Source organism: Streptomyces sp. bgisy130, assembly GCF_057708345.1.
In genome coordinates, this window is record NZ_JBYISA010000003.1 from 388,074 (window position 1) to 414,235 (window position 26,162).

The 26,162-nt window shown below is 70.1% G+C and carries 29 protein-coding genes; 13 read left to right on the forward strand and 16 right to left on the reverse strand.

Translation table 11 applies throughout. The features are described 5' to 3' along the window. The first annotated feature begins 15 nt into the window (after window positions 1-15). Genes AC3EUV_RS06920 through AC3EUV_RS06930 form a run of 3 tightly spaced genes read left to right on the forward strand, consistent with a single transcriptional unit; the run spans window position 16 to window position 2,851 of the window. A complete protein-coding gene (locus AC3EUV_RS06920) occupies window positions 16-1,158 on the forward strand; it encodes an ABC transporter permease (RefSeq protein WP_432141599.1) in 1,143 nt (380 codons plus the stop codon). Then, entirely contained in the window at window positions 1,155-2,435 is a 1,281-nt protein-coding gene (locus tag AC3EUV_RS06925) for an ABC transporter permease (protein ID WP_435602406.1), read from the forward strand. Before AC3EUV_RS06920 ends, AC3EUV_RS06925 begins: the two co-directional genes overlap by 4 nt. Further along, window positions 2,432-2,851 (forward strand): cytidine deaminase, encoded by a 420-nt coding sequence (locus AC3EUV_RS06930; RefSeq protein WP_435602407.1) that lies wholly within the window; start codon window positions 2,432-2,434, stop codon window positions 2,849-2,851. The genes AC3EUV_RS06925 and AC3EUV_RS06930 overlap by 4 nt, the downstream gene beginning before the upstream one ends. A gap of 84 nt (window positions 2,852-2,935) precedes the next feature. On the opposite strand, the gene AC3EUV_RS06935 is transcribed toward AC3EUV_RS06930, so the two are convergent. The 3 genes from AC3EUV_RS06935 to AC3EUV_RS06945 all read right to left on the reverse strand — a co-directional run bounded on the left by AC3EUV_RS06935 (window position 2,936) and on the right by AC3EUV_RS06945 (window position 4,764). Continuing rightward, window positions 2,936-3,382, reverse strand: coding sequence for a GNAT family N-acetyltransferase (locus AC3EUV_RS06935; RefSeq protein ID WP_435602409.1), 447 nt, complete (start codon window positions 3,380-3,382; stop codon window positions 2,936-2,938). Window positions 3,383-3,538: 156 nt separating this feature from the next. After that, a complete protein-coding gene (locus tag AC3EUV_RS06940) occupies window positions 3,539-4,597 on the reverse strand; it encodes a cytochrome P450 (protein ID WP_435602410.1) in 1,059 nt (352 codons plus the stop codon). A 77-nt stretch (window positions 4,598-4,674) separates the two neighbouring features. After that, window positions 4,675-4,764 (reverse strand): tryptorubin family RiPP precursor, encoded by a 90-nt coding sequence (locus AC3EUV_RS06945; RefSeq protein WP_217366279.1) that lies wholly within the window; start codon window positions 4,762-4,764, stop codon window positions 4,675-4,677. 322 nt (window positions 4,765-5,086) lie between these two features. On the opposite strand from AC3EUV_RS06945, the gene cutA (AC3EUV_RS06950) reads away from it, so the two are divergent. After that, window positions 5,087-5,308 carry a divalent cation tolerance protein CutA gene (cutA, locus tag AC3EUV_RS06950; protein WP_432141555.1) on the forward strand — a complete coding sequence of 74 codons (222 nt, stop codon included), beginning with the start codon at window positions 5,087-5,089 and terminating at the stop codon, window positions 5,306-5,308. Window positions 5,309-5,332: 24 nt separating this feature from the next. After that, window positions 5,333-5,656, forward strand: a complete 324-nt coding sequence (cutA, locus tag AC3EUV_RS06955; protein ID WP_432141556.1) for a divalent-cation tolerance protein CutA — start codon at window positions 5,333-5,335, stop codon at window positions 5,654-5,656. Between the two features lie 2 nt (window positions 5,657-5,658). Here cutA (AC3EUV_RS06955) and AC3EUV_RS06960 read toward each other — a convergent pair whose 3' ends face one another. Beyond that, window positions 5,659-6,906, reverse strand: a complete 1,248-nt coding sequence (locus AC3EUV_RS06960; protein WP_432141557.1) for a helix-turn-helix domain-containing protein — start codon at window positions 6,904-6,906, stop codon at window positions 5,659-5,661. 535 nt (window positions 6,907-7,441) lie between these two features. Between AC3EUV_RS06960 and AC3EUV_RS06965 the strand changes: the two genes are divergently transcribed. From AC3EUV_RS06965 to AC3EUV_RS06975, 3 genes are all read left to right on the forward strand, one after another. Further along, on the forward strand, window positions 7,442-7,822 hold the full coding sequence (locus AC3EUV_RS06965; RefSeq protein WP_432141558.1) for a hypothetical protein: 381 nt from the start codon (window positions 7,442-7,444) through the stop codon (window positions 7,820-7,822). 220 nt (window positions 7,823-8,042) lie between these two features. Beyond that, the gene (locus tag AC3EUV_RS06970) at window positions 8,043-9,320 is read left to right on the forward strand and encodes a thymidine phosphorylase (protein WP_435602411.1); all 1,278 of its coding nucleotides are present in this window, start codon (window positions 8,043-8,045) and stop codon (window positions 9,318-9,320) included. A gap of 123 nt (window positions 9,321-9,443) precedes the next feature. Then, a complete protein-coding gene (locus tag AC3EUV_RS06975) occupies window positions 9,444-10,034 on the forward strand; it encodes a Uma2 family endonuclease (protein ID WP_432141560.1) in 591 nt (196 codons plus the stop codon). Window positions 10,035-10,105: 71 nt separating this feature from the next. On the opposite strand, the gene AC3EUV_RS06980 is transcribed toward AC3EUV_RS06975, so the two are convergent. Beyond that, on the reverse strand, window positions 10,106-11,422 hold the full coding sequence (locus AC3EUV_RS06980; RefSeq protein WP_432141561.1) for an MFS transporter: 1,317 nt from the start codon (window positions 11,420-11,422) through the stop codon (window positions 10,106-10,108). Window positions 11,423-11,457: 35 nt separating this feature from the next. Here AC3EUV_RS06980 and AC3EUV_RS06985 point away from each other — a divergent pair, with 35 nt between their 5' ends. Beyond that, a complete protein-coding gene (locus AC3EUV_RS06985) occupies window positions 11,458-12,501 on the forward strand; it encodes a LysR family transcriptional regulator (protein WP_435602412.1) in 1,044 nt (347 codons plus the stop codon). 145 nt (window positions 12,502-12,646) lie between these two features. On the opposite strand, the gene AC3EUV_RS06990 is transcribed toward AC3EUV_RS06985, so the two are convergent. Further along, window positions 12,647-13,462 (reverse strand): alpha/beta hydrolase, encoded by an 816-nt coding sequence (locus tag AC3EUV_RS06990; protein WP_435602413.1) that lies wholly within the window; start codon window positions 13,460-13,462, stop codon window positions 12,647-12,649. A 103-nt stretch (window positions 13,463-13,565) separates the two neighbouring features. Between AC3EUV_RS06990 and AC3EUV_RS06995 the strand changes: the two genes are divergently transcribed. Together AC3EUV_RS06995 and AC3EUV_RS07000 are read left to right on the forward strand one after the other, a co-directional pair. Next, on the forward strand, window positions 13,566-14,726 hold the full coding sequence (locus tag AC3EUV_RS06995) for an adenosine deaminase (protein ID WP_435602415.1): 1,161 nt from the start codon (window positions 13,566-13,568) through the stop codon (window positions 14,724-14,726). 142 nt (window positions 14,727-14,868) lie between these two features. Beyond that, the gene (locus tag AC3EUV_RS07000) at window positions 14,869-15,144 is read left to right on the forward strand and encodes a hypothetical protein (RefSeq protein ID WP_432141565.1); all 276 of its coding nucleotides are present in this window, start codon (window positions 14,869-14,871) and stop codon (window positions 15,142-15,144) included. 192 nt (window positions 15,145-15,336) lie between these two features. Here the strand turns inward: AC3EUV_RS07000 and AC3EUV_RS07005 are convergent, their stop codons facing one another. The 5 genes from AC3EUV_RS07005 to afsQ1 all read right to left on the reverse strand — a co-directional run bounded on the left by AC3EUV_RS07005 (window position 15,337) and on the right by afsQ1 (window position 19,315). Further along, window positions 15,337-15,549, reverse strand: a complete 213-nt coding sequence (locus AC3EUV_RS07005; RefSeq protein ID WP_432141566.1) for a PspC domain-containing protein — start codon at window positions 15,547-15,549, stop codon at window positions 15,337-15,339. Window positions 15,550-15,594: 45 nt separating this feature from the next. Beyond that, a complete protein-coding gene (locus AC3EUV_RS07010) occupies window positions 15,595-16,110 on the reverse strand; it encodes a VanZ family protein (protein WP_432141600.1) in 516 nt (171 codons plus the stop codon). 105 nt (window positions 16,111-16,215) lie between these two features. Next, window positions 16,216-16,842, reverse strand: coding sequence for a hypothetical protein (locus AC3EUV_RS07015; protein WP_432141567.1), 627 nt, complete (start codon window positions 16,840-16,842; stop codon window positions 16,216-16,218). After that, complete coding sequence (locus tag AC3EUV_RS07020; RefSeq protein WP_432141568.1) at window positions 16,839-18,617, reverse strand: ATP-binding protein; 1,779 nt, start codon at window positions 18,615-18,617, stop codon at window positions 16,839-16,841. Before AC3EUV_RS07020 ends, AC3EUV_RS07015 begins: the two co-directional genes overlap by 4 nt. Before the next feature lie 20 nt (window positions 18,618-18,637). Beyond that, entirely contained in the window at window positions 18,638-19,315 is a 678-nt protein-coding gene (gene afsQ1 / locus AC3EUV_RS07025; protein ID WP_026169550.1) for a two-component system response regulator AfsQ1, read from the reverse strand. Window positions 19,316-19,541: 226 nt separating this feature from the next. Here afsQ1 and AC3EUV_RS07030 point away from each other — a divergent pair, with 226 nt between their 5' ends. Then, window positions 19,542-20,339 carry a SigE family RNA polymerase sigma factor gene (locus AC3EUV_RS07030; protein WP_432141569.1) on the forward strand — a complete coding sequence of 266 codons (798 nt, stop codon included), beginning with the start codon at window positions 19,542-19,544 and terminating at the stop codon, window positions 20,337-20,339. 239 nt (window positions 20,340-20,578) lie between these two features. Here AC3EUV_RS07030 and AC3EUV_RS07035 read toward each other — a convergent pair whose 3' ends face one another. After that, complete coding sequence (locus AC3EUV_RS07035) at window positions 20,579-21,238, reverse strand: ATP-binding protein (RefSeq protein WP_432141570.1); 660 nt, start codon at window positions 21,236-21,238, stop codon at window positions 20,579-20,581. A gap of 157 nt (window positions 21,239-21,395) precedes the next feature. Between AC3EUV_RS07035 and AC3EUV_RS07040 the strand changes: the two genes are divergently transcribed. Further along, the gene (locus AC3EUV_RS07040; RefSeq protein WP_432141571.1) at window positions 21,396-21,797 is read left to right on the forward strand and encodes a hypothetical protein; all 402 of its coding nucleotides are present in this window, start codon (window positions 21,396-21,398) and stop codon (window positions 21,795-21,797) included. A gap of 119 nt (window positions 21,798-21,916) precedes the next feature. Here the strand turns inward: AC3EUV_RS07040 and AC3EUV_RS07045 are convergent, their stop codons facing one another. The 4 genes from AC3EUV_RS07045 to deoC form a co-directional block, all read right to left on the reverse strand. After that, window positions 21,917-22,606: a hypothetical protein gene (locus AC3EUV_RS07045; protein WP_435602416.1), complete on the reverse strand. Its 690-nt coding sequence runs from the start codon at window positions 22,604-22,606 to the stop codon at window positions 21,917-21,919. 127 nt (window positions 22,607-22,733) lie between these two features. Beyond that, window positions 22,734-23,603 carry an aldehyde dehydrogenase family protein gene (locus tag AC3EUV_RS07050; RefSeq protein ID WP_435602417.1) on the reverse strand — a complete coding sequence of 290 codons (870 nt, stop codon included), beginning with the start codon at window positions 23,601-23,603 and terminating at the stop codon, window positions 22,734-22,736. After that, window positions 23,596-25,026, reverse strand: coding sequence for an aldehyde dehydrogenase family protein (locus AC3EUV_RS07055; RefSeq protein WP_432141574.1), 1,431 nt, complete (start codon window positions 25,024-25,026; stop codon window positions 23,596-23,598). The genes AC3EUV_RS07050 and AC3EUV_RS07055 overlap by 8 nt, the downstream gene beginning before the upstream one ends. 7 nt (window positions 25,027-25,033) lie before the next feature. Further along, window positions 25,034-26,029, reverse strand: coding sequence for a deoxyribose-phosphate aldolase (gene deoC, locus AC3EUV_RS07060; protein WP_340487612.1), 996 nt, complete (start codon window positions 26,027-26,029; stop codon window positions 25,034-25,036). Window positions 26,030-26,162: the final 133 nt, after the last annotated feature.

The window sequence follows — 26,162 nt, forward strand, 5'->3', positions numbered from 1 at the left end:
ACCAAGAACCCCACCGTGGACGCCATCGCCAAGAGCGCCACCCGCGACAAGGTGATCCTGGCGATCGCCGCGCCCGTCCTCGCCATCGTCGCCGCGATAGTGATCTCGTCGCTGATCTTCCTGGCGTCGGGAGAGAACCCGTTCCGCGCCTACGCGATCATGGCCGATTACGGTCACTACAGCGACAGCCAGGTCTGGATCATCAACAAGGCGGTGCCGTACTACCTTTCGGCACTGGCGGTCGCCATCGGCTTCCGCATGAACCTCTTCAACATCGGCGTCGACGGCCAGTACCGCCTCGCGGCCTTCGCCGCCGCGGCCGTGGGCGGCGCCATCGCCCTCCCCGGCGCGCTCCAGATCATCCTGCTCATCGTCATCGCGATGCTGGTGGGCGCCATCTGGTCGGGCATCGCGGGTCTGCTGAAGACCACCCGCGGCGTCAGCGAGGTGATCACCACGATCATGCTGAACGCCATCGCCGCCTCGATCATCGGCTACTTCCTCCAGGACGGCCGCCTCGCCATCAAGGACGGCAACCTCCTGCACACCAAGTTCCTGCCGGAGTCCAGCCACTTCTTCTCCTTCCCGACCCACCCCAAGCCGGTCTACGGCTTCGTGGTGATCGCGATCCTGGCCGGGGCGCTCTACTGGTTCGGGATCAACCGCACCCGCTTCGGCTTCGACCTGCGCGCCGTGGGCGCCTCCGAGCCGGCCGCCGAGGCCAGCGGAGTCAGCGTCAAGCGCATGGTCCTGTGCAGCATGCTGCTGTCGGGCGCCGCGGCCGGTCTGGTCGGTATGCCCACCCTGCTCGGCGAGTCCTTCCAGTACGGCACGGACTTCCCGGCCGGTATCGGCTTCACCGGCATCGCCATCGCGCTGCTCGGCCGCAACCACCCCATCGGCATGGCCTTCGGTGCCCTGCTGTGGGCGTTCCTCGACCGCACCGGCTCCCGGCTGGAGTTCGAGGGCTACGCCCAGGAGATCGTCGGCGTCATGCAGGGCGTCATCGTCCTCTGCGTGGTCATCGCCTACGAGATCGTGCGCCGCTACGGGCTGAGCCTTCAGCAGCGCAAGGTCGGCGAGGAGCTGGCCGCCCTGTCCCGCACGAACAACGCCGACAAGTCTGACAAGAGCGGCAAGCCGGAGGTGTCGGCGTGAGTACGGACCTCAAGACCGCGACGAAGCTCGCGGTCCCCGGGAAGGGCGGCCGGCGCAAGCTGACCTACCCCTGGATCCTGCTGATCATCGCCGTCGGGCTGGTCGCCGTCTCCGTCCTCCGGGCCATCACCGGCACCGCGGACCTCACCTCCACCGGCCAGTTCGGCGCCGCGCTGAGCGCCGCCGTGCCGATCGGCCTGGCGGGTCTGGGCGGCCTGTGGTCCGAGCGGGCCGGCGTGGTCAACATCGGCCTCGAAGGCATGATGATGCTCGGCTCGTTCGCGGCCGGCTGGGTCGGCTGGCAGCACGGCCCCTGGGCGGCGGCCGCGGCCGGCGTCATCGGCGGCGCGCTCGGCGGCCTCATCCACGCCATCGCCACCGTCACCTTCGGCGTCGACCACATCGTCTCCGGCGTCGCGGTCAACATCCTGGCGCTCGGTGCCACCCAGTACCTGGCCACGATCTGGTTCGGCCAGGAGGGCAGCGCGGCCATGCTGGCCGGCGGCAACGACAAGCAGTCGCCGCCGATGCCCGACATGCCGACGTTCACCGTCCCCGGCCTGTCGGACGCGCTGAACACCCTGGAGGGCCACCACTGGTTCCTGGTCTCCGACATCGCCGGCATCCTCGGCGCCGCGGTCACCAACGTCTCCTGGCTGACCCTGCTCACCATCGGCCTGTTCATCGGCACCTTCTACGTCCTCTGGCGCTCCTCGTTCGGACTGCGGCTGCGCTCCTGCGGCGAGGCCCCGATCTCGGCCGAGACCCTGGGCGTCAACGTCTACTCGTACAAGTACGCGGCGGTGCTGGTCTCCGGCGCCCTGGCCGGCCTCGGCGGTGCCTTCCTCTCCATCGGTGTGCACTTCTTCCAGGACGGCCAGACCGGCGGCCGTGGCTACATCGGTCTCGCCACGATGATCTTCGGCAACTGGCGGCCGGGCGGCGTCGCGATGGGCGCGGGCCTGTTCGGCTTCATGGACGCCATGCAGCTGCGCAGCGGCGGCCCGACCGTCCACGCGCTGCTGCTGGGCCTGGCCGCCCTCCTCGCGGTCCTGGCACTGCTCCGGCTGCGTGCCGCCAAGCGCACGCAGGGCGTGGTGGCCGGCATAGCCGCCGCCGTTCTGGTCATCTGGTACTTCCTGGCCGACACCGTTCCGCTCGAACTGGTCGAGGCGAGCCCGTACATCGCCACCCTGCTGGTACTCGCCCTCTTCTCCCAGCGGCTCCGGCCGCCGAAGGCGAACGGCAAGCCCTACCGCCGAGGACAAGGAACATGACACCACCGGTGCCGGTCGACTGGACCGCACTGCGCGCGCAGGCCCGGGACGCGATGTCCCGGGCCTACGCCCCGTATTCCGGCTACCCCGTAGGCGCCGCCGCCCTCGTGGACGACGGCCGCACCATCACCGGCTGCAACGTGGAGAACGCCTCCTACGGCCTGGCTCTCTGCGCCGAATGCGGCCTGATCTCAGAACTCTTCGCCGGTCGCCCCGACAACGCCGGCCCCGCCCCCCGCCTGACCGCCTTCACCTGCGTGGACGGCGCGGGCGCCCTGCTCGTCCCCTGCGGCCGCTGCCGCCAACTCCTGTGGGAACACGGCGGCCCGGAGCTCCTGGTGGACACGACGGCGGGCATTCGCCCACTGTCGGAACTGCTGCCGGATGCGTTCGGGGCGGGGCATTTGAGGGGGTGAGGGGGCTCCGCGCGGTACGGCATGGAGCCGCAAGCGATCAGCAAGTGGCTCCACCCCCGCCACCCACCCCCGCCACCCGGGGCGTCAGGCCCGGTCAAGGCGCAGATCGACCCAGGGAATGCTGTCCCCCGGCAGCAGATATCGCTCGGTCTCGACAAACCCGTGCTTCCGCGCGAACCGCAGCCCGTCCTCGTTGGAGGACAGGACCACGGTCTCGATCACTTCGGCGCCCAGCTCCCGCGCCCGGCCGAGCCCGCGCGCATACAGCTCCTCCCCGAACCCCCGACCACGATGAGCTTCCAGCACACGGGCGATCACGGTCACCGTCAGCGTGCCCTCCGCAGGCGGGCGCACCGTGCTGCATCCAATGAGTTCCTCACCGGCATACGCGACCTCCAAGTGATGACGCTGTGCCCGCTCCCGCACCTCCTCCAGCGAAAGCAGGTGGGTAGGAATAATCACGTTGTGGACGTACTGCCAGTCCTTGAGGGCAGCATCGCCCTCCGGCTGCTGAATACGAAGATCAGACATCGCAGCAGAACACCCGAGTCCCTTCCGCACGTCAACTCCGTTTGCCACGCCGCCGAACGTCTGTGGCAGCCGCATGAAGGGGCCGGGCGGGCACATGGGTTACTGAGGTCGAACTCGTGTCATCGCGGCCGTTCACGTGGGACGGATGATCAGCCGTCACGGTCGAGCCATCGGCCGAGTCATCTGCACTTCGGACACTTCGAGCAATCCGTCGAGTTCGACCTTCCCCCTGGTCTGGCCCGGACTCACCACCAGTCCGTCCCGGCGCACGATGTCCAGGAGCCGTTCGGCCAGGGGAAGGACCATATGCCGGCCCCAGCATCGTTCGCTTACGTGGCCGAAGGGGAGATATCCGGGGTGGTTGTCTCCGTCCAGCTTTTCCCAGCGGTCGGGATGAAACGCGTCGGGTTCGTCCCAGAGCTTGGGGTCGCGGTGGCTCAGCAGGGGAAGCAACAGGACATCGTCTTTCGGGCCGATCCGTGCGTCCACGTCCGAGAACTCCGGAGAAGCCATGCGCAAGATGTTCCATGAGGGGGGAAGCAGCCGGAGTGCCTCAAGGAGGATGTTCCGATTCGATACGTCATCGCTGAACGGAGCCCCGAGCCACAGGGCGTTGGTGACCAGCGCGGATACGGTGAAGCACACCGGTGCTGCCACCCGCCGATACAGGTACATGGCATAGCGCCGGTCACTGTAGGTCTTGGAATCGAGCACGAGAGCGGCAAGTTTTGACAGCGGCACGCCCTGCCCGGGTCTGCCCAGCAAAGCGGCGCCAGAGGCGACGGCCGACCAGGTCAGTTTCGGTGTCAACTCCAGCCTGCGGTCGACCAGAACCCGGAATCGCAGACGTTCGTTTCCGAAAACGAGATTCCGCAGGTAAACGTGCGCCACATGCGGCCAGCGGCCGGTCAGGTCGAACGCCTCATCGAGGGGACGGTGCAGCGCGTTCCGCACGTCCGAGCCCACGGCTTGCATAAAGGTGGACGCATCCGTACGGGTAACGAGCCGTCCCTGGACGGGTTTGAAGGTGGGCCTCTCCTCCGCGTTGGCCGGCCTGCTACGGAGTAAGCTGTCCATCAGCTCGGCGTCGGATATACCGATCGTGTCGGGCTCCAGACGGAAAAGCGATGCACCACGATAGCGGCTTAACAGTTCGTCGATTCTCGGCGCGAACTCGATGAGCCGACCGCTCTCGCCGACGCGGTGCACAGGCATAGATGAACTCCGTGGGTAGGCAGCTCGCGCCGGCCAGAATTCCTGACCGACGCGAGCCCGGCAGGGAAACTGTCCAGTTAAATCCAGCCGTACCAGGCGTATGCCTTGAGACTCTTTTCCGGGCGGAACTTCTTGACGATGCGAACGAGTTTCATGAGCACCTCCATCTGCGTGGCGAACGAGATACCTGCTCAACGGCAGAAGATATAGAGACCGGTCAGAATTCCCGGCATTCATTTCAACTGCCATGGAAAGTGAAGACCTATCCGGTGAATGTGTCAAGTGATCCACGTCACTACCTGAATTGCCTCATTCGCGTTTCGAATTCATCCATATTCACATCTCGGCAAATCGCTGCTAATCCATCTATTGATACCCAATGCGGGCATCGAAAGGGAGCGGATGGCGCCGAATGGGGTGGTTTGGCCATGTATTGCGTGACATGAACATGTTCTGTGGGGCGACCGAAGGCTTCCGGTCACTGCTCCGGTGCGGTGGCTCTCCCACACGAAAAACCGCGAAGCGGCGGTGAAGCCGGCGCAGTCGGTCGTCTCGGCGCGGCTCGCAGCCGGGGCGCAGATCGTTGGCCCGGTCGGGTCGGTGTTCTGGCATCAGGGCGAGTTCGGCTCGGGCGAGGAATGGCAACTCGTCCTCAGACCCGGGCCAGTCCCAGTACCTCGGCCACTGCGGGTAGTTCACGGTGAGAGCTGATGTCTTCGCCACTACAGTCGCCGCATGACTGACTTTCTTCAGGTGTCCACAGCAACGGAGAACCGTGAAGCGGCGGTGAAGCTGGCGCAGTCGGTCGTCTCGGCGCGGCTCGCAGCCGGGGCGCAGATCGTTGGCCCGGTCGGGTCGGTGTTCTGGCATCAGGGCGAGTTCGGCTCGGGCGAGGAATGGCAACTCGTCCTCAAGGTCCGCGCCGACCGCTACGACGAGGTAGAGGCGCATCTGCTCAAGCACCACCCCTGGCAGAATCCGGAAGTTGCCGCAGTTCCGATCGTTGCCGGGGCGCATGCGTATCTGCACTGGCTGGAGACGACCACGGCACCGGACTGACGTCAGGCCCCGGCCAGTTCCAGTACCTCGGCCACTGCAGGTAGTTCGCGATGAGAGCTGAGTCTGCGCAGGGTCGGTTCGATGCGTTGGCGTGGGCGCACGGACGCCACACCGGCCGAGAGCTCCAGGGAGTGTCGGGCGGTGCTTGCCGCTTGCTCGACTTCTCCGGCAGACATGTATGAGTCCGCGAGCCAAGAAAGGTACAGGCTCTTATCGCGGGCATGGGTGTCCTCGTACCTGGCCAGGGCGTCCTCCAATACGGGCACAGCGCGGAGCGGGCGGCGCAGCTCTGTCCAGCAGCGACCAGTCATGATCTGAAGTTCGTTGCGGTCGACCCATGCCGCCCAATCCGGTTGCAGCATCCCGTCGGGTTCGTCGAGTGCAGTTTCCGCATCGTTGAGAGCTTGTTCCGTGCCGTGCACCTGCCCCGCGACGGCGTAAGCCCAGGCAAGTCGTTCGTGCAGCAGCGCACGTACGCCAGGTGGAGCGTCGGGGCCAGCAGTGCGGCATGCAGTGAGGGCGGTCTCGATTCCTGCTTGCCGGTCTCCACTGATCTTCTGATAGGAGAGGAAGGCCAACGCGTTGCCTGCGAGGGCGGTATCTCCAGCCTGGGTGGCAGCTTGGTAGCTCTCTTCGTACAGGCTGCGGGCATCGGTGTGGTTGCCACTGTCGAATGCGGCCCACCCTGCCTGTTGAGCCTGTTCGGCGAGCACCGAGAGGAGAGCGAGCCCCGTCTTCTCGTCGTACTCGCAGTCTCGGATCAGGCGTTTGGTGGCCAGTTGCTCGCCGAGATAGACGCGGTAGGTGTCACCCCCACCCAGAACGTCGTCAAGGCGTCGCAGGCGTGCCGTGCGCCTGCGCAGCTGGTCAGGGACGGTGCCGCCGATCCGTCGGCTGATGCTGATCTGGCTGAACTCTGGCAGACCGACAGCCAAACCAGCGCCGGCCGATGCCTTGAAGAATTCCCTACGCCGCACTGTGTCTTCTCCGTCCTGGCTCTCGGTGGGGGTGTGTGCGGACACGACGGGCGGGCGGCCAGGCTGCGCGATCGACTCCCACATGCGTGGAGCGAGGCCGAGCAGGGCACCCGGGATGCGTAGTGCATCTGCGATCTTTGCGATTTTTTCAAAGCTCGTGACGCTGCCGTGCCCGCGCGCCAGAGCGCCAACTCGTTCGGGTTTGATATCGCACTCAGCCGCAATCTTTGAATAGCTGATTCCGGCTTCGCTACGTGCGAAACGGAAGACCATGCCGAAATCGTGAGCCGAAATCGCGGCTCTCACGTCGTCCCGGCTCAGTAAGTCTCGCGGCAACGCCGTAGCCGGTTGGTAAGCCGTCATAGAGGGTCCCGTCGCGCCTGCTGGTGACAGTGTGCAGCAATGGTCTGGCCAGCAGCCTACCCATGATGGGGATACCCATGGATGGGAAGACGACTGCTTGCCACGGCGCGACAGTTGCGGCGAAGGGACCCCCGCGACCGTATTGGGACGGCCCGGGGGAACGGCCAACCTGAGGAAAGCAGGTCGACATGCCGAACTCTATCGCTCGCATCTTCGAATCACTGTTTCGGTTGTTAAATCCCAGGTCGGGGCGCCATCGTGCTGCCGGCGAAGACGCGACCGTGCGGCGTCCGGAGGTGCGGGCTCGGGCGCAGTCCTACGTCCTCATCTCCGAGGAACGCCAAGAGCGACGATCGCAGCATGTACAGCAGCTGGAGAGGTGGCTCGCGACGTACGGCACGAGCCCCGCCGGGCGCTGGATTCACGGCCTGGAGGCGGCAGGCTGATGAGTCCCACCGACACCCCCCGGCTCCTGCCCTGGTCGAGCCCGGACGGGAAGCCGTGCTTCCTCGTAGGCGACGGGACCGGCTATGTATCCCGGCTCGCCGACGAGATGGAGGAGGCGCAGCTCGACTCCGCCGCCGAACTCGGCGAGGAGGCGCACCGCATCCTTGCGGGCCGTGCATGGACTCCCGGAGAAATTCACCTGCTGGCCCTGGAATTGGCCACTTCCCTCGCCGACGTACGCCGGGTCGCGGAGAGCAGGGGCGCGCGCCTGCCCGCGCCGCCGGACGATGACGCCCCCAAGGCCGATGAAGGCCACGGTGACCAGGACATCAACGAGGAGGGCAGCAGGCTGCGGCTTCCGGCGGAGGCATTCGGATGAGTCGTCCCTGCCTTGTTCGTACGGGCGCGGCGCCGGACGGGCACACCCACCGTTGGGCGCTGTAGCCAACACCGGCGACCGGACGCAGGGGCCGGACGCAGAACACCGCCCCTTGGGGGCCGTCCCTGGCACCATCCCCGGGGCGGCCCCCGCCCGCCTCCCTGGCCACCCCCGCATCTATGCGTGTAGAACGTACCTACCCGTTCGAAAGGAACCGTCCATGGACGCCATCTCCGTCATCCGCACCAAGCGCGACCGCGGTGAGCTGACCCCCGATCAGATCGACTGGGTCATCGATGCCTACACCCGCGGCGAGGTCGCTCACGAGCAGATGTCGTCCCTGGCGATGGCGATCTTCCTCAACGGTATGAACCGCACGGAGATCGCCCTCTGGACGGCCGCGATGATCGCCTCCGGCGAGCGCATGGACTTCTCATCTCTTCCCCGTCCCACCGCCGACAAGCACTCCACCGGCGGCGTCGGCGACAAGATCACGCTGCCGCTCGCCCCGCTCGTCGCCGCCTGTGGCGCGGCCGTCCCGCAGCTCTCCGGCCGGGGCCTCGGCCACACCGGCGGCACCCTCGACAAGCTCGAAGCCATCCCGGGCTGGCGCGCGACCCTCTCCAACGACGAGATGCTGAACGTCCTCCGCGACGTCGGCTCGGTCATCTGCGCCGCCGGTGACGGTCTCGCGCCCGCCGACAAGAAGCTCTACGCGCTGCGCGATGTCACCGGCACCGTCGAGTCCATCCCGCTGATCGCCTCCTCGATCATGTCCAAGAAGATCGCCGAGGGCACCGGCTCCCTCGTTCTGGACGTCAAGGTCGGTTCCGGCGCCTTCATGAAGGACCTCGACAACGCCCGCGAACTGGCCTCCACCATGGTCGAGTTGGGCACCGACCACGGGGTACGGACGGTCGCCCTGCTCACGGACATGGCCACTCCGCTCGGCCTGACCGCCGGCAACGCCCTCGAAGTCCGCGAGTCCGTCGAGGTGCTGGCCGGCGGCGGCCCCCAGGACGTCGTCGAGCTGACCCTCGCCCTCGCTCGCGAAATGCTGGACGCGGCCGGTCTCAAGGATGCCGACCCGGCCAAGGCGCTGGCCGACGGCTCCGCCATGGACCACTGGCGCCGCATGATCGCGGCCCAGGGCGGCGACCCCGACGCGGCCCTCCCCGTGGCCCGCGAACAGCATGCCGTCACCGCCGCCTCCTCCGGCACTCTCACCACCCTCGACGCCTACGCCGTGGGCCTCGCCGCCTGGCGCCTGGGCGCCGGCCGCGCCCGCCGGGAGGACCCGGTCCAGGCCGGCGCGGGCGTCGAACTCCACGCCAAGCCGGGCGACACGGTCACCGCCGGCCAGCCCCTGCTGACCCTGCACACCGACACCCCGGAGAAGTTCCCCTACGCCCTGGAGGCCCTCGACGGCGGCGTCCTCGTCGGCCCCGAGGACGCGGCCTTCGCCACCACTCCGGTGGTGCTGGGGCGTATCGGCTGACCTGGGCCCGCGGCCGGAGGCCGCTGATGACGTGGCTCGGATGGGTGAACGGGATCGGTGGACCGGCGCCGGTCCCGTTCGGCGTGGTGCAGTCGGGGGTGTGCCGAAGAGGAGGAGCCCGCCGTGATCGCACTCACCCCCGAGCATTTCCCGCGGGAGGGCCGCGTATGGGAGGCCCTCGTCCGGATCTGGGAGGACACCGAGGCTCCTGAGGGCTGCATGGTGGAGATCATCGACGGCATCGTCACCGTGGCGCCGCCACGTGACATCCCGCAGAACGTGATCGTCTGCAAGGTGCAGCGCGCTCTCTACTCCGTCATGCCGGACGACTGGGGTGCCTATCAGAAGCTAGGCCTTGCCGTTCCCGCCCGGCACGGAATCTACGTCCCGCACCTCGTCGTGGCGCCCAAGGCCGCGCTGCGCGTGCCCGGCCACTTCATTCCCGCCGCAGCCGCCGAACTCGTCGTCGAGGTCGCCTCGGTGACGAACGCGGTCCACGAGCGGACGCAGAAGCCCGCCGGATATGCCTGCGCGGGCGTCCCGTTCCATCTGCTCGTGGACAGATGGGCCCTGCGCGGCCCGGCGGTCACCCTCTACGGCGAGCCCGAGGGCGATACGTATCGGACGCTGAGCGCCGTGAGGTTCGGCGAGCCGGTCCACCTCCCCGCCCCCTTCGACGTCACCCTCGACACCGCACTCTTCCCCGCGGACTGACCCGACGCCGACGGCGAAAAGCCCGCCCCACCAGGACAGGTGGCAGGACGGGCCCTTCGGACTGTGGGTGGCTACGCGGCCTTTTCCAGGTGGAGGAGGCGGCGTTCGGCCACGGCCTTGCGGGTGGCGTAGAGGGTGATCGAGGCGGCGCCGAGCAGCGCGGCGAGGCCGAGGAGGACGGTGCCCTCCCAGCCGACGGCGTGGAAGGCGGCGGCGCCGAGCGCGCCGCCCAGGCTGCTGCCGACGTAGTACGCGCACTGGTACAGCGCCGACGCCTGGGCGCGCGCCGTCTTGGCGGTGCGGCTGACCGAGGACGAGGCCACCGCATGGCCCGCGAAGAAGCCGGCGGTGATCAGGATCAGGCCCGCCAGCACCGCGCCCATCGAAGCGGAGAGCGTCAGCAGCAGACCCGTGGAGGTCGTACCGACGGCCAGGTACAGGGCGCCGCGGCGGCCCACCCGGGCGACCAGCTGTCCGGCCGCGGCCGAGGAGACCGTGCCGACCAGGTAGACCACGAAGATCGAACCGACGATGCCCTGCGGAAGGTTGAACGGTTCGGAGACCAGGCGGTAGCCGATGACCGTGTAGACCGCGCCGAAGACCGTCATGAACAGCCCGCCGATGGCGTAGAGGCGGCGCAGCAGTGGGTCGGCGAGGTGGCTGCCGAGCGTACGGGCCAGCGCCCGCGGGCCCACTGAACAGGACACGAAGTGCCGGGCCTTGGGCACCAGCAGCCGGAAGGTCACCGCGCACAGCACGGCCAGCACACCCACCGCGGCGAGCGCCGCCCGCCAGCCCCAGGCCTGGGCGACCCAGCCGGTCACGATCCGGCCGGACATCCCGCCGATGCTGTTGCCCGCCACGAACAGTCCGATGGCCGCCACCAGCGCCTTGGCACGTACCTCCTCGGCCAGGAAGGCCATCGCCGAGGCCGGCAGCCCGGCCAGCGCGACACCCTGGATGCCGCGCAGCGCGATCAGCGCACCGAGCGACGGGGCGAACGGCACCAGCAGCCCGATCAGCGCGGCCACCGCGAGGGACCACATCATCAGCGTGCGCCGGCCGAAGCGCTCGGAGACCGCGCTCAGCGGGATCACGCCGAGCGCCAGGCCGAAGGTCGCCGCCGACACGGTCCAGCTCGCCTGGTCCGGGCTCACCCCGAGGTCGGCGGAGATCGCGGGCAGCAGCGCCTGCGTGGAGTAGAGGAGGGCGAAGGTGGCCACTCCGGCGGCGAAGAGCGCGAAGCTCATCCGGCGGTAGCCGGGGCCGCCCGGCCGCAGCTTGCCCGCTTCGGGGTCGGGCGCGGCGGTGGTGGAGGAGTCGGGGGACGACTGGGGAGAGGCGGCCGCACGTTCGGTGACGGACGCCCCGGTATCAGCGGGAGGCATGTTTCGAAAGTAGAGCTCTGCGTTTCATGCGTCCAATGCATGGAAACGGCATAATCGATGCTGTGACACATGATCCCAGGTCGCAAGGGCCTCTGTTGCAAGGTCGCAACAGAAAAGACATCGCTGGTTCGGGCCGGGCAGGGGTTGACACCGGCGAGGTGGCCGAGCTTGGGGCCGACTCGTGGGCGGTGACGCTCGCTCCGCGGCTCGCCCAGTTCACCGCCGTCGCCCGGCACGAACACGTCACCCGCGCCGCGCAGGAGCTCGGCATGCCGCAGCCGACGCTCAGCCGGGCCCTCGTCCGTCTGGAGGAGGACCTCGGCGTCGCCCTCTTCGCCCGGCACGGCCGCACGCTCTCCCTCACCCCCGCCGGCCGCGCCTTTCTCGCCGCCACCGAGCGGGCGTTGACGGACCTGGAGCGGGCGACGGAGTCCGTACGGGCCGATGTCGATCCCGCGGCCGGGAAGGTGGCGTTCGGCTTTCTGCACACCCTCGGGTCGGAGACCGTGCCCGGCCTGATCCGCACCTTCCGCGCCGACCACCCGCGCGTCCGCTTCCAGCTCGTCCAGAACTACGGCGAGGCGATGATCGAACGGCTCCGCGCCGGCGACCTCGACCTGTGTCTGACCTCGCCGGTGCCCGACTACCCGGACCTGGTCGCCCGCCGGCTCGACGAGCAGAAGCTGCGCCTGGTCGTGCCGGACGACCATCCGCTGGCCGCCCGGAAGCGGATCCGGCTCGCGGAGGCCGCCGGCGAGCTGTTCGTGACCCTCGAACCGGGCTACGGGCTGCGCCGGATCACCGACGCGCTCTGCGCCGAGGCGGGCTTCACCCCGCGGGTCGCGTTCGAGGGGGAGGAGGCCGAGACGCTGCGCGGCCTGGTCGCGGCCGGGCTGGGCGTGGCCCTGCTCCCCCCGCCGGCCGTGCCCCGCCCCGGCGTCGCCGAGCTCACCGTGACGGCACCGCGCGCGGTCCGCGAGATCGGCGTCGCCTGGCTCGACGGCAACCCGGACACCCCACCGGTAGCCGCGTTCAAGAAGTTCCTGCTGAGCCGGCGGGGGCGGTTGTTGCCCAGGTGACGGTGTCCGCCGGACGTGAGGTGACGGTGTCCGCCCGCTGCGAGGGCCCGGCGCCCGCCCACCGCGAGCTGACGGGCCCGCCCGCCGCGAGGCGACGGTGCCCGCCCGCAAGCTGACGGGCCCCATCGCCGGCCCCCGGGCCTCCTCACTGCCGCAACGACGCCCCGAACCCCGCCGCCAGCGGCATCCGCAGGCCCAGCGGCGGCGGCGCGGCCAGTGCGTCCTTCACCGGCCTGGCATAGCCCCGGGCGAACAGCGAGCCAAGCAGGAAGTCGGCCGCCAGGGCCAGGACTTCGGCACGGTGCTGATGCAGCGAGTGGCCGTCGGAGTGCACCTCGAAGCGGCAGATGTCGCGGTTGACCTTCTTGGCGCGCTCGGCGTAGCGGTAGGAGAGATCGGGGTCGGTGCGCTCGTCGTTGGTGCCGTGGACGAGGAGGACCTGGCGGCCGATGAGCTGTTTCACCGGTTCGGGCTGCTCGCCGTCCGGGTGCGGGTCGGGCAGCCAAGGGGCGATCGCCAGTACGGAGTTGACGGCCGGATGTCCCGCGGCGTGCAGGGCGGCGCGGGCGCCCATGCCCGTGCCGACGAGGCAGACCGGGACATCGCCGTAGCGGCGGACCACCTCCTCCAGGGCCCAGTCCGCGTCCCGCACCGGATGGGCCGCGGCCCCGTTCCAGCCGTGGCAGCGGTAGCGCACGACATGGGCCGTCAGGCCCTCAGGGCGCCCGGCCTTCGCCAGCCGGACCGCCAGCGGGCGCACCGCCAGTGCCGCCACCGGCGACGGGCGCCGTACCCCGGTCGGTCCGCCGCCCGGCAGTAAAAGCGCGACCCCGCTCACCTCCCGGCCGGCGCCCCGCCCGCCGCCCCTCCACCGGAGCGCTTCGCGCGCCCCTTCCTTCCCGGCCGTTCCCAGCGGTTTTCCCAGCCGGGCCTCACGCACCGGCAGTGCTTGCTGCGCCATGTGCAGAACGATGGCAGAAGGAGGCCCCCCGGCCACCCCGCGGACGGGTCACCTTTAGGTATCGTTCGATGAGATCTACGCGCGTAGGGGCTAGAGTGCCGAGATGACGAGCGAGACCACCACCCTGCCGACCAGTGAACAGATCCGCCGCGCCCCCAAGGTGCTGCTCCACGATCACCTCGACGGCGGCCTGCGCCCCGCCACCATCGTCGAGCTGGCCCGTGAGAACGGCTATGAGGGACTGCCCGAGACCGACCCGGAAAAGCTCGGGGTCTGGTTCCGGGAGGCCTGTGACTCCGGCTCGCTGGAGCGCTACCTGGAGACCTTCGCCCACACCTGCGCCGTCATGCAGACCCGCGACGCCCTGGCCCGGGTGGCCGCCGAATGCGCCGAGGACCTGGCCGCCGACGGTGTGGTCTACGCCGAGGTCAGGTACGCGCCCGAGCAGCACCTGGAGCAGGGGCTGACCCTCGAAGAGGTCGTCGAGGCGGTCAACGAGGGCTTCCGCGAGGGCGAGCGGCGGGCCCGCGAGAACGGCCACCGCATCCGCGTCGGTGCGCTGCTGACCGCCATGCGGCACGCCGCCCGCGCCCTGGAGATCGCCGAACTCGCCAACCGCTACCGGGACACCGGCGTCGTCGGCTTCGACATCGCGGGCGCCGAGGCCGGCTACCCGCCCACCCGCCACCTCGACGCGTTCGAGTACCTCAAGCGGGAGAACAACCACTTCACCATCCACGCCGGTGAGGCCTTCGGTCTGCCGTCGATCTGGCAGGCCCTCCAGTGGTGCGGCGCCGACCGCCTCGGCCACGGCGTCCGGATCATCGACGACATCGAGGTCGCCGACGACGGCTCGGTCAAGCTCGGCCGCCTCGCCTCGTACGTACGGGACAAGCGCATCCCGCTGGAGATGTGCCCGACCTCCAACCTCCAGACCGGCGCCGCCCCCTCCTACGCCGAGCACCCCATCGGCCTGCTGCGCCGGCTCCAGTTCCGGCTCACGGTCAACACCGACAACCGGCTGATGAGCCACACGACCATGACGCAGGAATTCGAGCACCTGGTCAAGACATTTCGATACACGCTCGATGACATGCAGTGGTTTACAGTCAATGCGATGAAATCAGCGTTCATTCCTTTCGATGAACGTCTGGCCATGATCAATGACGTCATCAAGCCCGGTTACGCGGAACTCCGGGCCGAATGGCTGTTCCGTCCGGCGTCCACAACGCCCGCTGTGAACAGTGATTCTGACTCTTCGTGAGGGCTGGCGCGAGCCTATAGCGCAACGGCCGGTGGAATGTCCACCGGCCGTTTTTTCTTTCGTCGTGGCTGTTTGCGGCGCCGGTTGCCGCCTCAGTAGGTTGATTTGCCGGTCAAGCCCCCATCACGAGGACGTAATTTCGATGAAGCAGGGAACCATCAAGACTCTCGGTACCGTCGCGCTCGGTGCCGCCTTTGTCGTCACCGCCGCGGGCGTCGCCAGCGCGGCCCCGTCGGTGGACACCGCCGGGGTGCTGAAGAGCCTGCCGGTGAAGGACGCCACCAAGACCGTCTCCGGGCTCACCAAGTCCAAGCCGGCCGGTAACGACGTCAAGACCAAGCTCAACTCCCAGGGCAACAAGCTGCTGGGCGGCCTGCCGACCGGCGCCGTCACCAAGACCCTCCCCCTGGGTGGCTGATCCCACCACGCGGCTCGTCCCCTAGGGACACCTTCTGCGCCGTGCCCCGGCCGAACGCCCTTGTGCGTACGGCCGGGGCATCGTCATGTGCGGTCAGGGAACGGAACCGGGCGGCGGCGCGCCGGACCGGGCCCTGGGCCGGGTGGACGGGCAGCCGGCGAGGTCACCAGGCGGCGGTGCCTGCCGGCCGGGTCACCAGGCGGCGGCGCCGGTGGCGGGCTTCCCCTCGGAGGGGAGGAGTATCCACAGTGCCAGGTAGACCAGGAACTGCGGGCCGGGCAGCAGACACGACACCACGAACAGCACCCGCATCGTCTTCGGCGTCGTTCCGAAGCGACGGGCCAGGCCCGCGCACACTCCGGCGATCATTCGGTCGTTGCTGGGGCGGACCAGTGCGGCGGCCATGACGGCGGCTCCTTTGCGACTCGGTGGGACGTTTGCCCCGATGTCTCAAAGGTAGGTCCGGCTGCCGGAGAGAACATCAGCCTGCGGGGCCAGCTCAACCCTGGGAATCCTCGGGGTTACCTCCCCGAGATCCCCGTACCGGCGACGCAGCCGGCGCCGGGCCGCGGGGACGACCGCCAGGTGCGCCAGGGCCACACCCAGGGAGCCGAGCAGCACCGCATCGATGTCCGGGACCCGGCCGGGTACCCCTGACTGGAGCAGCTCGATGGCCAGCGAGATCATCGCGCCGGCGAACACCGTGCGGGTCAGCGACACCAGCGGAGAAACGTTCAGCCGGCCAGCCGAGAGCGGCAGCAGCACGCCCAGCGGCGCCAGCAGCAGCACCGAGCCGCCCAGATGCTGGACGGCGTCCCACGACGGGCCGTGCGTCAGCTCGGCACGGATCGTCGCCAGCGGTTCGAGATTCGCCGCGGACACCCAGGTCACCGCGCGGGGACGCAACGTCAGCGAGGCGACGATCAGCAGATGCGCCACAAGGAGGAGAAGTCCGGTGACGCGCATACGGGGAACGGCGGTGGTGCCGGGGCCATGACGCTGCACACAGGCCAGGACGCGACCGGCGGTGGCTGCGGTTCCGCCCAATTGGGCCCGGCTTGCTCCGCCGGGTCAGTCCTCTTCCGCCAACGGGTCGCCCCACCCGGCGTTCTCCGCTATATCCGGATTGGCCAGCACATCCGCCGAGCAGTCGTAGCGGTGCGCGGTGGTGTCGCCCGGTCCGCCGAGCACGGCCGCGTGCTGCTTGCCCAGCGCCGGGCTCGCGCCGTAGGTGCACACCAGCTGCGCCAGGGCGAACGACGGCAGATCCTCCGGCCGGATGCTCAGCCGCAGGGTGTCCGCGGGATCGCCCGCGCGCGGCGCCGTGACCTTCAGGTCCTGGGGGAGCGCGGTGCTGAAGCCGGCCCGGTCCTCGTCGGACGACGGCTGCCGCTGGAGCTCCTTCAGCAGCGCACGGGCGGTCGGCAGCCGGGGATCGGTGTCCGCCTGGCCCTTGGGCAGCGAAACCGCCCGCTCCACCTGGGCCAGCGCCGAACCGCACACCAGATAGACGGTGGCCTGGGACCGGCCGGGCGGGTTCGGCGCCGGCTCGCTCGCCGGGGCCTTGCAGCTCACCCGCGAGGGCGCGCCCCCCGCGTCGACCGGTACCGACGTGCCCCGGATGCCGCAGCCCGCGGCGGCGAGCGTGAGCGCCGCCACGGCGGCGGCGCGCCGCCCCGTCCGCCTGATCGGCGTCATCGCCCGTCCTCCGTGCCCTCGTCGGCCCCGCGGGACGTGCCGCGGTCCCTGCGCTCGCCGTCCGTCAGCGGTGTGGCGTCCATCGGCAGCCGCAGCGTGAAGACCGCGCCGCCCTCGGGGAGGTTGGCCGCGGTGATCTCCCCGCCGTGGATATGTGCGTTCTCCAGCGCGATCGACAGGCCCAAACCGCTGCCCTCCGACCGCGGCCGGGACGCGCTCGCCTTGTAGAAGCGGTCGAAGACATGCGGAAGGACTTCTTCCGGGATGCCGGGGCCGTGATCCCGTACGCGGATCACCAGCTCGCCGCCCCCGGGCCGCCCCTCGTCCGGCTCCGGCCCGGACCGCTCCGGACCCTCGTGCTCCGTACCGGCTTCCGGGCCGCCGGGCGCATGGGGCGCGGCGGGACCGCCGGTCACCGCCGTGCTGCCCGTCCTGCCGCCCGCGCCGTCACCCGGCACCTCCTCGGTGTGCACCGAGACCCGCACCGGCGAGCCGCCGTGCTTGAGGGCGTTGCCGATCAGATTCGCCAGGATCACATCGAGCCGCCGTGGGTCCAGACGGGCCACGATGCCGCGGTCCGCGTCCAGCTCGACCGCGTCCAGCCAGGCCCGGGCGTCGACACAGGCGGTCACCTGGTCCGCGACATCGACATCGTCCAGCACCAGCCGGGCCGTCCCCGCGTCGAAGCGGGTGACCTCCATCAGGTTCTCCACGAGATCGTTCAGCCGCCGGGTCTCGCTGACCACCAGCTGCACCGCCGGCGCGATCATCGGATCGAGGGAGTCCGCCTCCTCCTCCAGCACCTCGGAGACCGCGGTGATCGCGGTCAGCGGCGTCCGCAGCTCGTGCGACATATCGGCGACGAACCGCCGGGACGCCGCCTCCCGCCCGCTCAGCTCCTCGACCCGGTGCTCCAGACGCTCCGCCGTCCGGTTGAACGTCCGGGACAGATCGGCCAGTTCGTCCGTGCCGGTCACCCGCAGCCGGGTGTCCAGCCGCCCCTCGCCCAGCTGCCGCGCGGCATGACCCAGCCGCTGTACGGGCCGCAGCACGGTGGTCGCCGCGGCCTGCGCCAGCAGCGCCGAGCCGACCAGCGCGAGCGCCGTCGCGATCCCCAGCGACCAGGCCAGCGAGTTGAGGTCCTGCCGCTCGGCGGCCAGCGACTTCATCATGTAGCCGGTGGGCCCGCCGCCGATCACCTTCGCCCCGGCGACGAGATAGGGGGCGTCCCCGACCTCCTTGCGCTGCCAGTACAGGTGGTGCGCGTAGCGATTGGACTCGTCGACCGTGCGCACCTCGTCGACCGCGGTACGCAGCGACAGGGGCACGCTGTCGAGCGTCAGCAGATTCTTGTTGGTGGTGGCCGCGCACGCCTTGCCCTCGCGGTCGACGCCGATCAGCAGCACCGTGTAGTCCTGCGGCCCGGCCGCCATCTGCCGCGCCGCGTCCTGGAGTTCGGCACACCGCGGCCGCAGCGGCAGCGACCGCGTACTGTCCTCCAGCGACTTGCGGAAGTCGTTGAGGACGGCGTTCTGGGTGCGCTCCAGAACGGTGTTGCGGTTGAGCCAGTACGCGATGCCCGACGCCGAGACCGCCGCCGTCAGCGCCACCAGCCCGAAGACCACGACCAGCCGCAGCCGCAGACTGGTCCAGCGCAGCAGCCCCGATGCCCGGCGCAGCCCCCGCAGCACCCGCTGCGTCCGCCGGGGCGCCGCGGGCCCGGACGCGTTCCCGGCCCCGGCGCCCGCGCCGCCGTCCGTGCTGTCGTCCGTCATAGCGCCCGCGGAACGTTCCCTCACTGCGGCGAATCCAGCCGGTAGCCGACGCCACGGACCGTACGGATCAGGGTCGGCGAGGACGGCACGTCCTCCACCTTCGCCCGCAGCCGCTGCACACACGCGTCCACCAGGCGCGAGTCGCCCAGGTAGTCGTGCTCCCACACCAGTCGCAACAATTGCTGGCGGGACAGCGCCTGACCGGGCCGGCGGCTCAGCTCCAGCAGCAACCGCAGCTCGGTCGGTGTCAGTTGCAGATCCTCGCCGTTCTTGGTGACCGTCATCGCCGACCGGTCGATCACCAGCGAGCCGAACGTCGCCGAATCACTGGACTCCCGCTCGCCGCGGCGCAGCACGGCCCGGATCCGGGCGTCCAGCACCCGCCCCTGGACCGGTTTGACGACATAGTCGTCGGCGCCGGACTCCAGCCCCACCACGACGTCGATGTCGTCGTTACGCGCGGTGAGCAGGATGATGGGCAGCTGGTCCGTACGCCTGATCCGCCGGCACACCTCGAAACCGTCGATGCCCGGCAGCATCACATCCAGCACGATCAGGTCCGGGCGCTGCTCACGCAGCAGCTTCAGGCCGTCCTCGCCCGTCGCCGCGGTCACCACACGGTGACCCTGGCGGGACAGCGAGAGTTCGAGGGCCGTGCGGATGGCGTCGTCGTCCTCGATCAGCAACAGGAAAGGCACGTCAGCCATTCTGGCCCATGGGACGCCGGGACATCGACCAGTGGCGCTCTCGTACACAAGGCCCACGCGCGTGGGCCCCCGCGACGCGCCGCCCAGAGCCCTGTGACAGGCCTGTGACAGTCGGCGGACAACGCGATGAAACTGGCTTGGCAGTCTTTTGGGCACCGGGAGAGATCAACAACCCGGTACACACCGAACGAGCTGGCTCTACGACGGGGGGCGCGAGATGAACACACTGCACGGCAGCACTTCCAGCGCAGTTATCACGCGACTCCACGATGTCGTCCGGACCGGCGAGAAGTCCGGTGCCGTACGGGGCTGCACGCGCAGCACCGGGCGTCAGCGGCCGCCCTTCATGGTGGCCATCGACGCCATGACGGTGGAAATCAACCCGGGGCACGGGGGCAAGGCCGCCCACGGGGGAGAAAACGGGGGAAACACCGGGGGAGCGGAGTACGGGGAGGCCACGGGGGAACGGCGTTCCGCGTCGGAGGCGGCCGAGGCCGAAGCGGCCTTCACCGCCTACGTCCAGGAGCGCCGCGCCTCCCTGTACGCCACCGCCTACCACCTGACCGGCGACCGCTACGAGGCCGAGGACCTGCTCCAGAGCGCGCTGTTCTCGACCTACCGGGCGTGGGACCGGATCAGTGACAAGGCGGCGCTCGGCGGCTATCTGCGCCGCACCATGACCAATCTGCACATCAGCGCCTGGCGCCGGCGCAAGCTCAACGAGTACCCGACCGAGGAGCTGCCGGAGACGGCCGGTGACGTGGACGCGATGCGCGGCACCGAGCTGCGCGCCGTGCTGTGGCAGGCGCTGGTCCGGCTGCCCGAGACGCAGCGCACGATGCTGGTGCTGCGCTACTACGAGGGCCGTACGGACCCGGAGATCGCGGACATTCTCAACATCAGTGTCGGCACGGTGAAGTCGAGCATCTGGCGCGCCCTGCGCCGGCTGCGTGAGGACGAGGTCCTCAGCTTCGGCCGTGACGAGGAGGAGTCCTTCGGCGAGCTGGTGGCCTGAGGACCGAGGGGGGAGCCCGGGGGGGGCAGGGGGAACGCCCGAGGGGGGAACGGGGATATGGGGGAACCGGCCGAAGCGGAGTGATCCGCGGAGGCCGGGCGTATCGGGGGATACGGGGGAAGTACGGGGGAGCAGGGGAGAAGAGCGGGTTCGGACGGCCGGGGGGTCTGTCCGAGCCCGCATCTTCGTGTCTGCTCCGGGTGTGCGCGCAGCTGCCGTCGCGGCCCCGGCCCCGCCCATCAGGAACGGACGGCCGCACCCACCGCGTCCGGCGTCCCCGCGGCCGATATACGGGCCAGCGCCTCCGGCTTGGCGCAGGCGTGCGCGCCCAGAGCGGTGTGCCGGGCGACGACCGACCGCTCGGCGCGCAGCAGCCGCAGGCCGCGGCGGACGAGATACGGGGCGGACTTGCGGCCCTCGCGCAGATCCCGCGCCAGCCGCCGGCGGAAGGTGGTGGTGGGGCGGCCGCGCAGACACAGCGCGTCGGCCAGCAGCCCCGCGGCCCGGCAGTCCGCGATGACCTCGGCCGCGAAGATGCCCTCCGCGATGAACAGCGGGGCGCCGCCGAGGTCGAGCCCCGACGCGCCGACCCGGGCGCTGCTCGCGATGTCGTACACCGGAACGTCGGCCCGCCCCGTACGGCACAGCGCGTCGATGGCCGCGAGGGCGGCGCCGGCGTCCCAGGACAGCGGCGCGTCCCAGTCGGCGCCGCCGCCGTCGGGCAGTTGCGGCAGTGTCGGGTCCGTCCCCTCCTTGTAGAAGTCGTCGAGGTTGAGGACGGGGAGGCCGCTGCGGGCGGCCAGGGACGTCTTGCCGGAACCCGAGGGGCCGGTCAGCAGAACGACCCGGGCAGCGGGGGGCCGGGCGGCGGGCGGCCGGGTGGTGGTGTGGGAGCTCACGGGCACCCATTGTCGCGTATTGCGCCGTGTGGGGTACCCCTGGCGCGCGAGGTGGATCGACTCCCGCCCCTCAACTACGCTACGCAGTCAATTGATTACCCGAATGCTCTGGCTCGCACAGCACTTCGAACCCCTTCGATCCACAGGCAGGTGGCACATGCCCTCCCATGCGCGTCCCAAGCCCAGCCGCGTTCCGCGCGCCTTGCTGCGGGCGGGACTGGTGATCTCCGCCGCCGGTGCGGCGCTCGCGGCGGGCGGTGCGGCCACGGCGAGCGCGGCGCCGGCCGCCTCGGACCTCGCCACCGACACCGGTGCCGCGGCCTCCGGACTGACCGGCGCACTGCTGCACTCCGCGGCCGGCGGCCTCGGCCCGGTCAAGAACCTCCAGTTGGACCCGCTGGCCAACACTTCCGTCGACCCGCTCGCCAACGCGGTGAGCACCCAGATCGCCGACTTCAAGCCGGTGGGCACCTCGTTGCTGACCGGCGCACTGTCGAACGGCGCCGCGCTCAAGGACCTGCCGCTGGTGGGAACGGTGACGAGGGTGCTGCCGGGGTGAGCGGTCGCGGCCGGGCCGCGGTCCGGTGCGGTGGGCGCTGCCCCGGCGGCTTCCACGGCCCGGACCGCGCGCCCGCCGCAGGAGCCGCGGTGGTCGAAGGAGCCTGGGCAGGCCCGGGATCAGCGCCTCCGGAAGGCCCCGACCATCGCTTCCATGTCCTCCTGGAACGAACAGCACAACGCCAGCCACGAGCCGTCGACGAAGACCAGGTCGAAGCGGCCGCGGGGGAACACCGTGCGCGGCCTGGGCCGCAGTTCCGCGATGTTCGACAGCTGTATCTGGGCGGCGACCTCCAGCTCCGGCGGGCGCTCCCGCCACCCCGAGGCATGGTCCGTCAGCACGAACAGCCGGCGGTCGGTGAGCGCCTGGTGCCGCGGTGAGCCGCCCGCGTTGGTGACCTGAACGAGGAACCGGCCGGCCATGCTCGCCCAGTCGCCCTCCATGGTCCTGCCGAACAGGGCACGGTTCACGGCGTCGTCGACGGCGTCCTCGATGTTCTCCCGGGCCTCGTCGAGGTTTTCCGCGACCGTGCCGACCGCGCGCGTCACCGGGTTGTTGACCAGCCGGTTGTCCAGCAGCCGGCCGCCGGGCCGGCGGCCGGCCGTACCGCTGGGCGGCCGCGACGCCTTGTCGAGCACCTCGCTCAGCGCCCCCAAGATCCCCTTCTTGCGCGCCGACCGTTGCCGGGGTGCCCGCAGCTCGGCGGGCACCAGCGGCAGATCGGGGTACTCGGTGTATTGCCTGGCCTCCCACAACACCTCACCGGGGTGCAGGAACTGGCGGCAGGGGGTGACGTGATCAGGTTTCACGCCCTCATCTTCCCTGTCCGGTACACCACAACAGTGCGGGGCCCCGTCCCATGGGCGAGACCCCGCACCGTCGTTCCGCGGACGCCGTCCGGACGCCGCAGCAGCCCTGAACGGCGTCGCAGCAGTCCTAGACCCCCATGGGATGCCAGACCGTCTTCGTCTCCAGGAAGGTCAGCAGACGGGCGGTGCCGGGGTCGGCGGTCCAGTTGACCGGTGCCGGGCGCAGGACGCGCTTGAGGTTGTCGGCCGCGGCCTTTTCCAGGGCCGTTGCCAGCTCGTCGTCCGCGCCCGCGAGATCGAGGGCGTTGACGTCCTGGTGGGCGGCGAGCGGGGCGGACAGTTCCGCGGTGCGGCCGGAGAGGATGTTGACCACGCCGCCCGGGAGGTCGGAGGTGGCGAGCACCTCGGCCAGGGAAAGGGCGGGCAGCGGGGCGTTCTCGGCGGCCGCCACGACCACCGTGTTGCCGGTGACGATCGCCGGGGCGATCACCGAGACCAGGCCGAGGAACGACGACTCCTGCGGGGCCAGGACCGCGACCACACCGGTCGGCTCGGGGGCCGAGACGTTGAAGAACGGGCCGGCCACCGGGTTGGTGCCGCCGGCGATCTGGGCGACCTTGTCGGACCAGCCCGCGTACCAGACCCAGCGGTCGATCGCGGCGTCCACCTGGGCCGCGGCCTTCGCCTTCGACAGCCCCTCGGCCGCGGCGACCTCGGCGGTGAACTGGTCGCGCCGGCCCTCCAGCATCTCGGCGATGCGGTAGAGGATCTGGCCGCGGTTGTAGGCCGTGGCGCCGGACCAGCCGCCGACGGCCTTACGGGCGGCGACCACCGCGTCCCGGGCGTCCTTACGGGAGGCCAGCGGGGCGTTGGCGAGCCATGTGCCCTTGGAGTCGGTCACCTCGTACACCCGCCCGCTCTCGGACCGGGGGAACTTGCCCCCGACGTACAGCTTGTAGGTCTTGAAGACGGAGAGTCGGCCAGTCAGCTCAGACATTGAGGTACGCCTCCAGACCGTGCCGGCCGCCCTCGCGGCCGTAGCCCGACTCCTGGTAGCCGCCGAAGGGCGAGGCCGGGTCGAACTTGTTGAACGTGTTGGACCAGATGACGCCCGCGCGGAGCTTGTTCGCCATCCACAGCATCCGCGAGCCCTTCTCCGTCCAGATGCCGGCGGAGAGACCGTAGGGGGTGTTGTTGGCCTTCTCCACGGCCTCGGCCGGGGTGCGGAAGGTCAGCACGGACAGCACCGGGCCGAAGATCTCCTCGCGGGCGATGCGGTGCGCCTGGGTGACGCCGGTGAACAGCGTCGGGGCGAACCAGTAGCCGGCGGAGGGGAGTTCACAGGACGGCGACCAGCGCTCGGCGCCCTCCGCCTCGCCCGCGTCGGCCAGCGCGGTGATCCGGGCCAGCTGCTCGGCGGAGTTGATGGCGCCGATGTCGGTGTTCTTGTCGAGCGGGTCACCCACCCGCAGGGTCTGCATGCGCCGCTTGAGAGCGTCCAGCAGCTCGTCCTGGACGGATTCCTGGACCAGGAGGCGGGAGCCGGCGCAGCACACATGCCCCTGGTTGAAGAAGATGCCGTTGACGATGCCCTCGACGGCCTGGTCGAGCGGGGCGTCGTCGAAGACGATGTTCGCCGCCTTGCCGCCCAGCTCCAGGGTCACCTTCTTGTCCGTGCCGGCCACCGTACGGGCGATGGCCTTGCCGACCTCGGTGGAGCCCGTGAAGGCGACCTTGTTGACGTCCGGGTGCGCGACCAGCGCGGCGCCCGTGGACCCGTCTCCCGTCAGGATGTTGACGACACCCTTCGGCAGGCCCGCCTGGCGGCAGATGTCCGCGAAGAACAGCGCGGACAGCGGGGTCGTCTCGGCGGGCTTGAGGACGACCGTGTTGCCGGTCGCCAGCGCCGGGGCGATCTTCCACGCGAGCATGAGGAGGGGGAAGTTCCAGGGGATGACCTGGCCGGCGACGCCCAGGGGGCGGGGGTTCGCGCCGTAGCCCGCGTGGTCGAGTTTGTCGGCCCAGCCCGCGTAGTAGAAGAAGTGCGCGGCGACCAGCGGCAGATCGGCGTCCCGGGACTCGCGGATCGGCTTGCCGTTGTCCAGCGACTCCAGCACGGCCAGCTCGCGCGAGCGCTCCTGGAGGAGCCGGGCGATCCGGAAGAGGTACTTGGCGCGCTCGGCGCCGGGCAGCGCGGACCACTTCTCGAAGGCCTTGCGGGCGGCCGTCACGGCGCGGTCGACGTCGTCGCCGGTGGCCTGGGCGACCTCGGAGAGGACCTCCTCGGTCGACGGGGAGACGGTCTTGAAGACCTTGCCGTCGGAGGCCGGGGCGAACTCGCCGTCGATGAACAGTCCGTAGGACGGCGCGATGTCGACGACCGCCCGGGACTCGGGTGCGGGTGCGTAATCGAAGGTCATGGGAGCCTCAGTCCACCGTGACGTAGTCGGGGCCGGAGTAGCGGCCGGTGCTGAGCTTCTGGCGCTGCATCAGCAGGTCGTTCAGGAGGCTGGAGGCGCCGAAGCGGAACCAGTCGGCGGTCAGCCAGGGCTCGCCGAGCGTCTCGTTGACCATGACCAGGTACTTGATCGCGTCCTTGGTCGTCCGGATGCCGCCGGCCGGCTTCACGCCCACCTGGACACCGGTCGCGGCGTGGAAGTCCCGGACCGCCTCCAGCATGAGGAGGGTGACCGGCGGGGTGGCGTTGACGGCGACCTTGCCGGTCGAGGTCTTGATGAAGTCGGCGCCCGCGAGCATCGCCAGCCAGGAGACCCGGCGCACGTTGTCGTACGTCTGGAGCTCACCGGTCTCGAAGATGACCTTGAGGTGCGCCGCGCTGCCGTCGGGCCGCGCGCACGCCTCCTTGACGGCCTTGATCTCCTCGAAGACGTCCATGTAACGGCCGGAGAGGAAGGCGCCCCGGTCGATCACCATGTCGATCTCGTCGGCGCCGGCCGCGACCGCGTCCCGGGTGTCGGCGAGCTTGACCGGCAGCGCGGCGCGGCCCGCGGGGAAGGCGGTGGCGACGGACGCGACATGGATGCCGGAGTCGCCGAGCGCCTCCTTTGCCGTCGCGACCATGTCCGGGTAGACACAGATCGCCGCGACCTTGGGGCTGGTGCGGTCGGTGGGGTCGGGGTGGACGCCCTTGGCGCACAGCGCCCGGACCTTGCCCGGGGTGTCCGCGCCTTCGAGGGTCGTCAGGTCGATCATCGAGATGGCGAGATCGATGGCGTACGCCTTCGCCGTCGTCTTGATCGAGCGGGTGCCGAGGGTGGCGGCGCGGGCCTCGAGGCCGACCGCGTCGACGCCCGGGAGGCCGTGGAGGAAGCGGCGCAGCGCACCGTCGTCGGCGGTCACGTCCGCCATTGACGCCAGACGCCCCGCGGCTTCCTTGCCGTATGCGGGAACAGTGATGGGCATGGTCACGAGGGGAGCATATCTACGCGCGTAGCACCATGTCATCCCCTTCAGCCGTCCGAATCCGGCCGGGCGGGCGGGGCCGAATTCGGGCAACGTGCCCGGTGGGGGCGCCGGATGAGGCCCGCAACCGGGG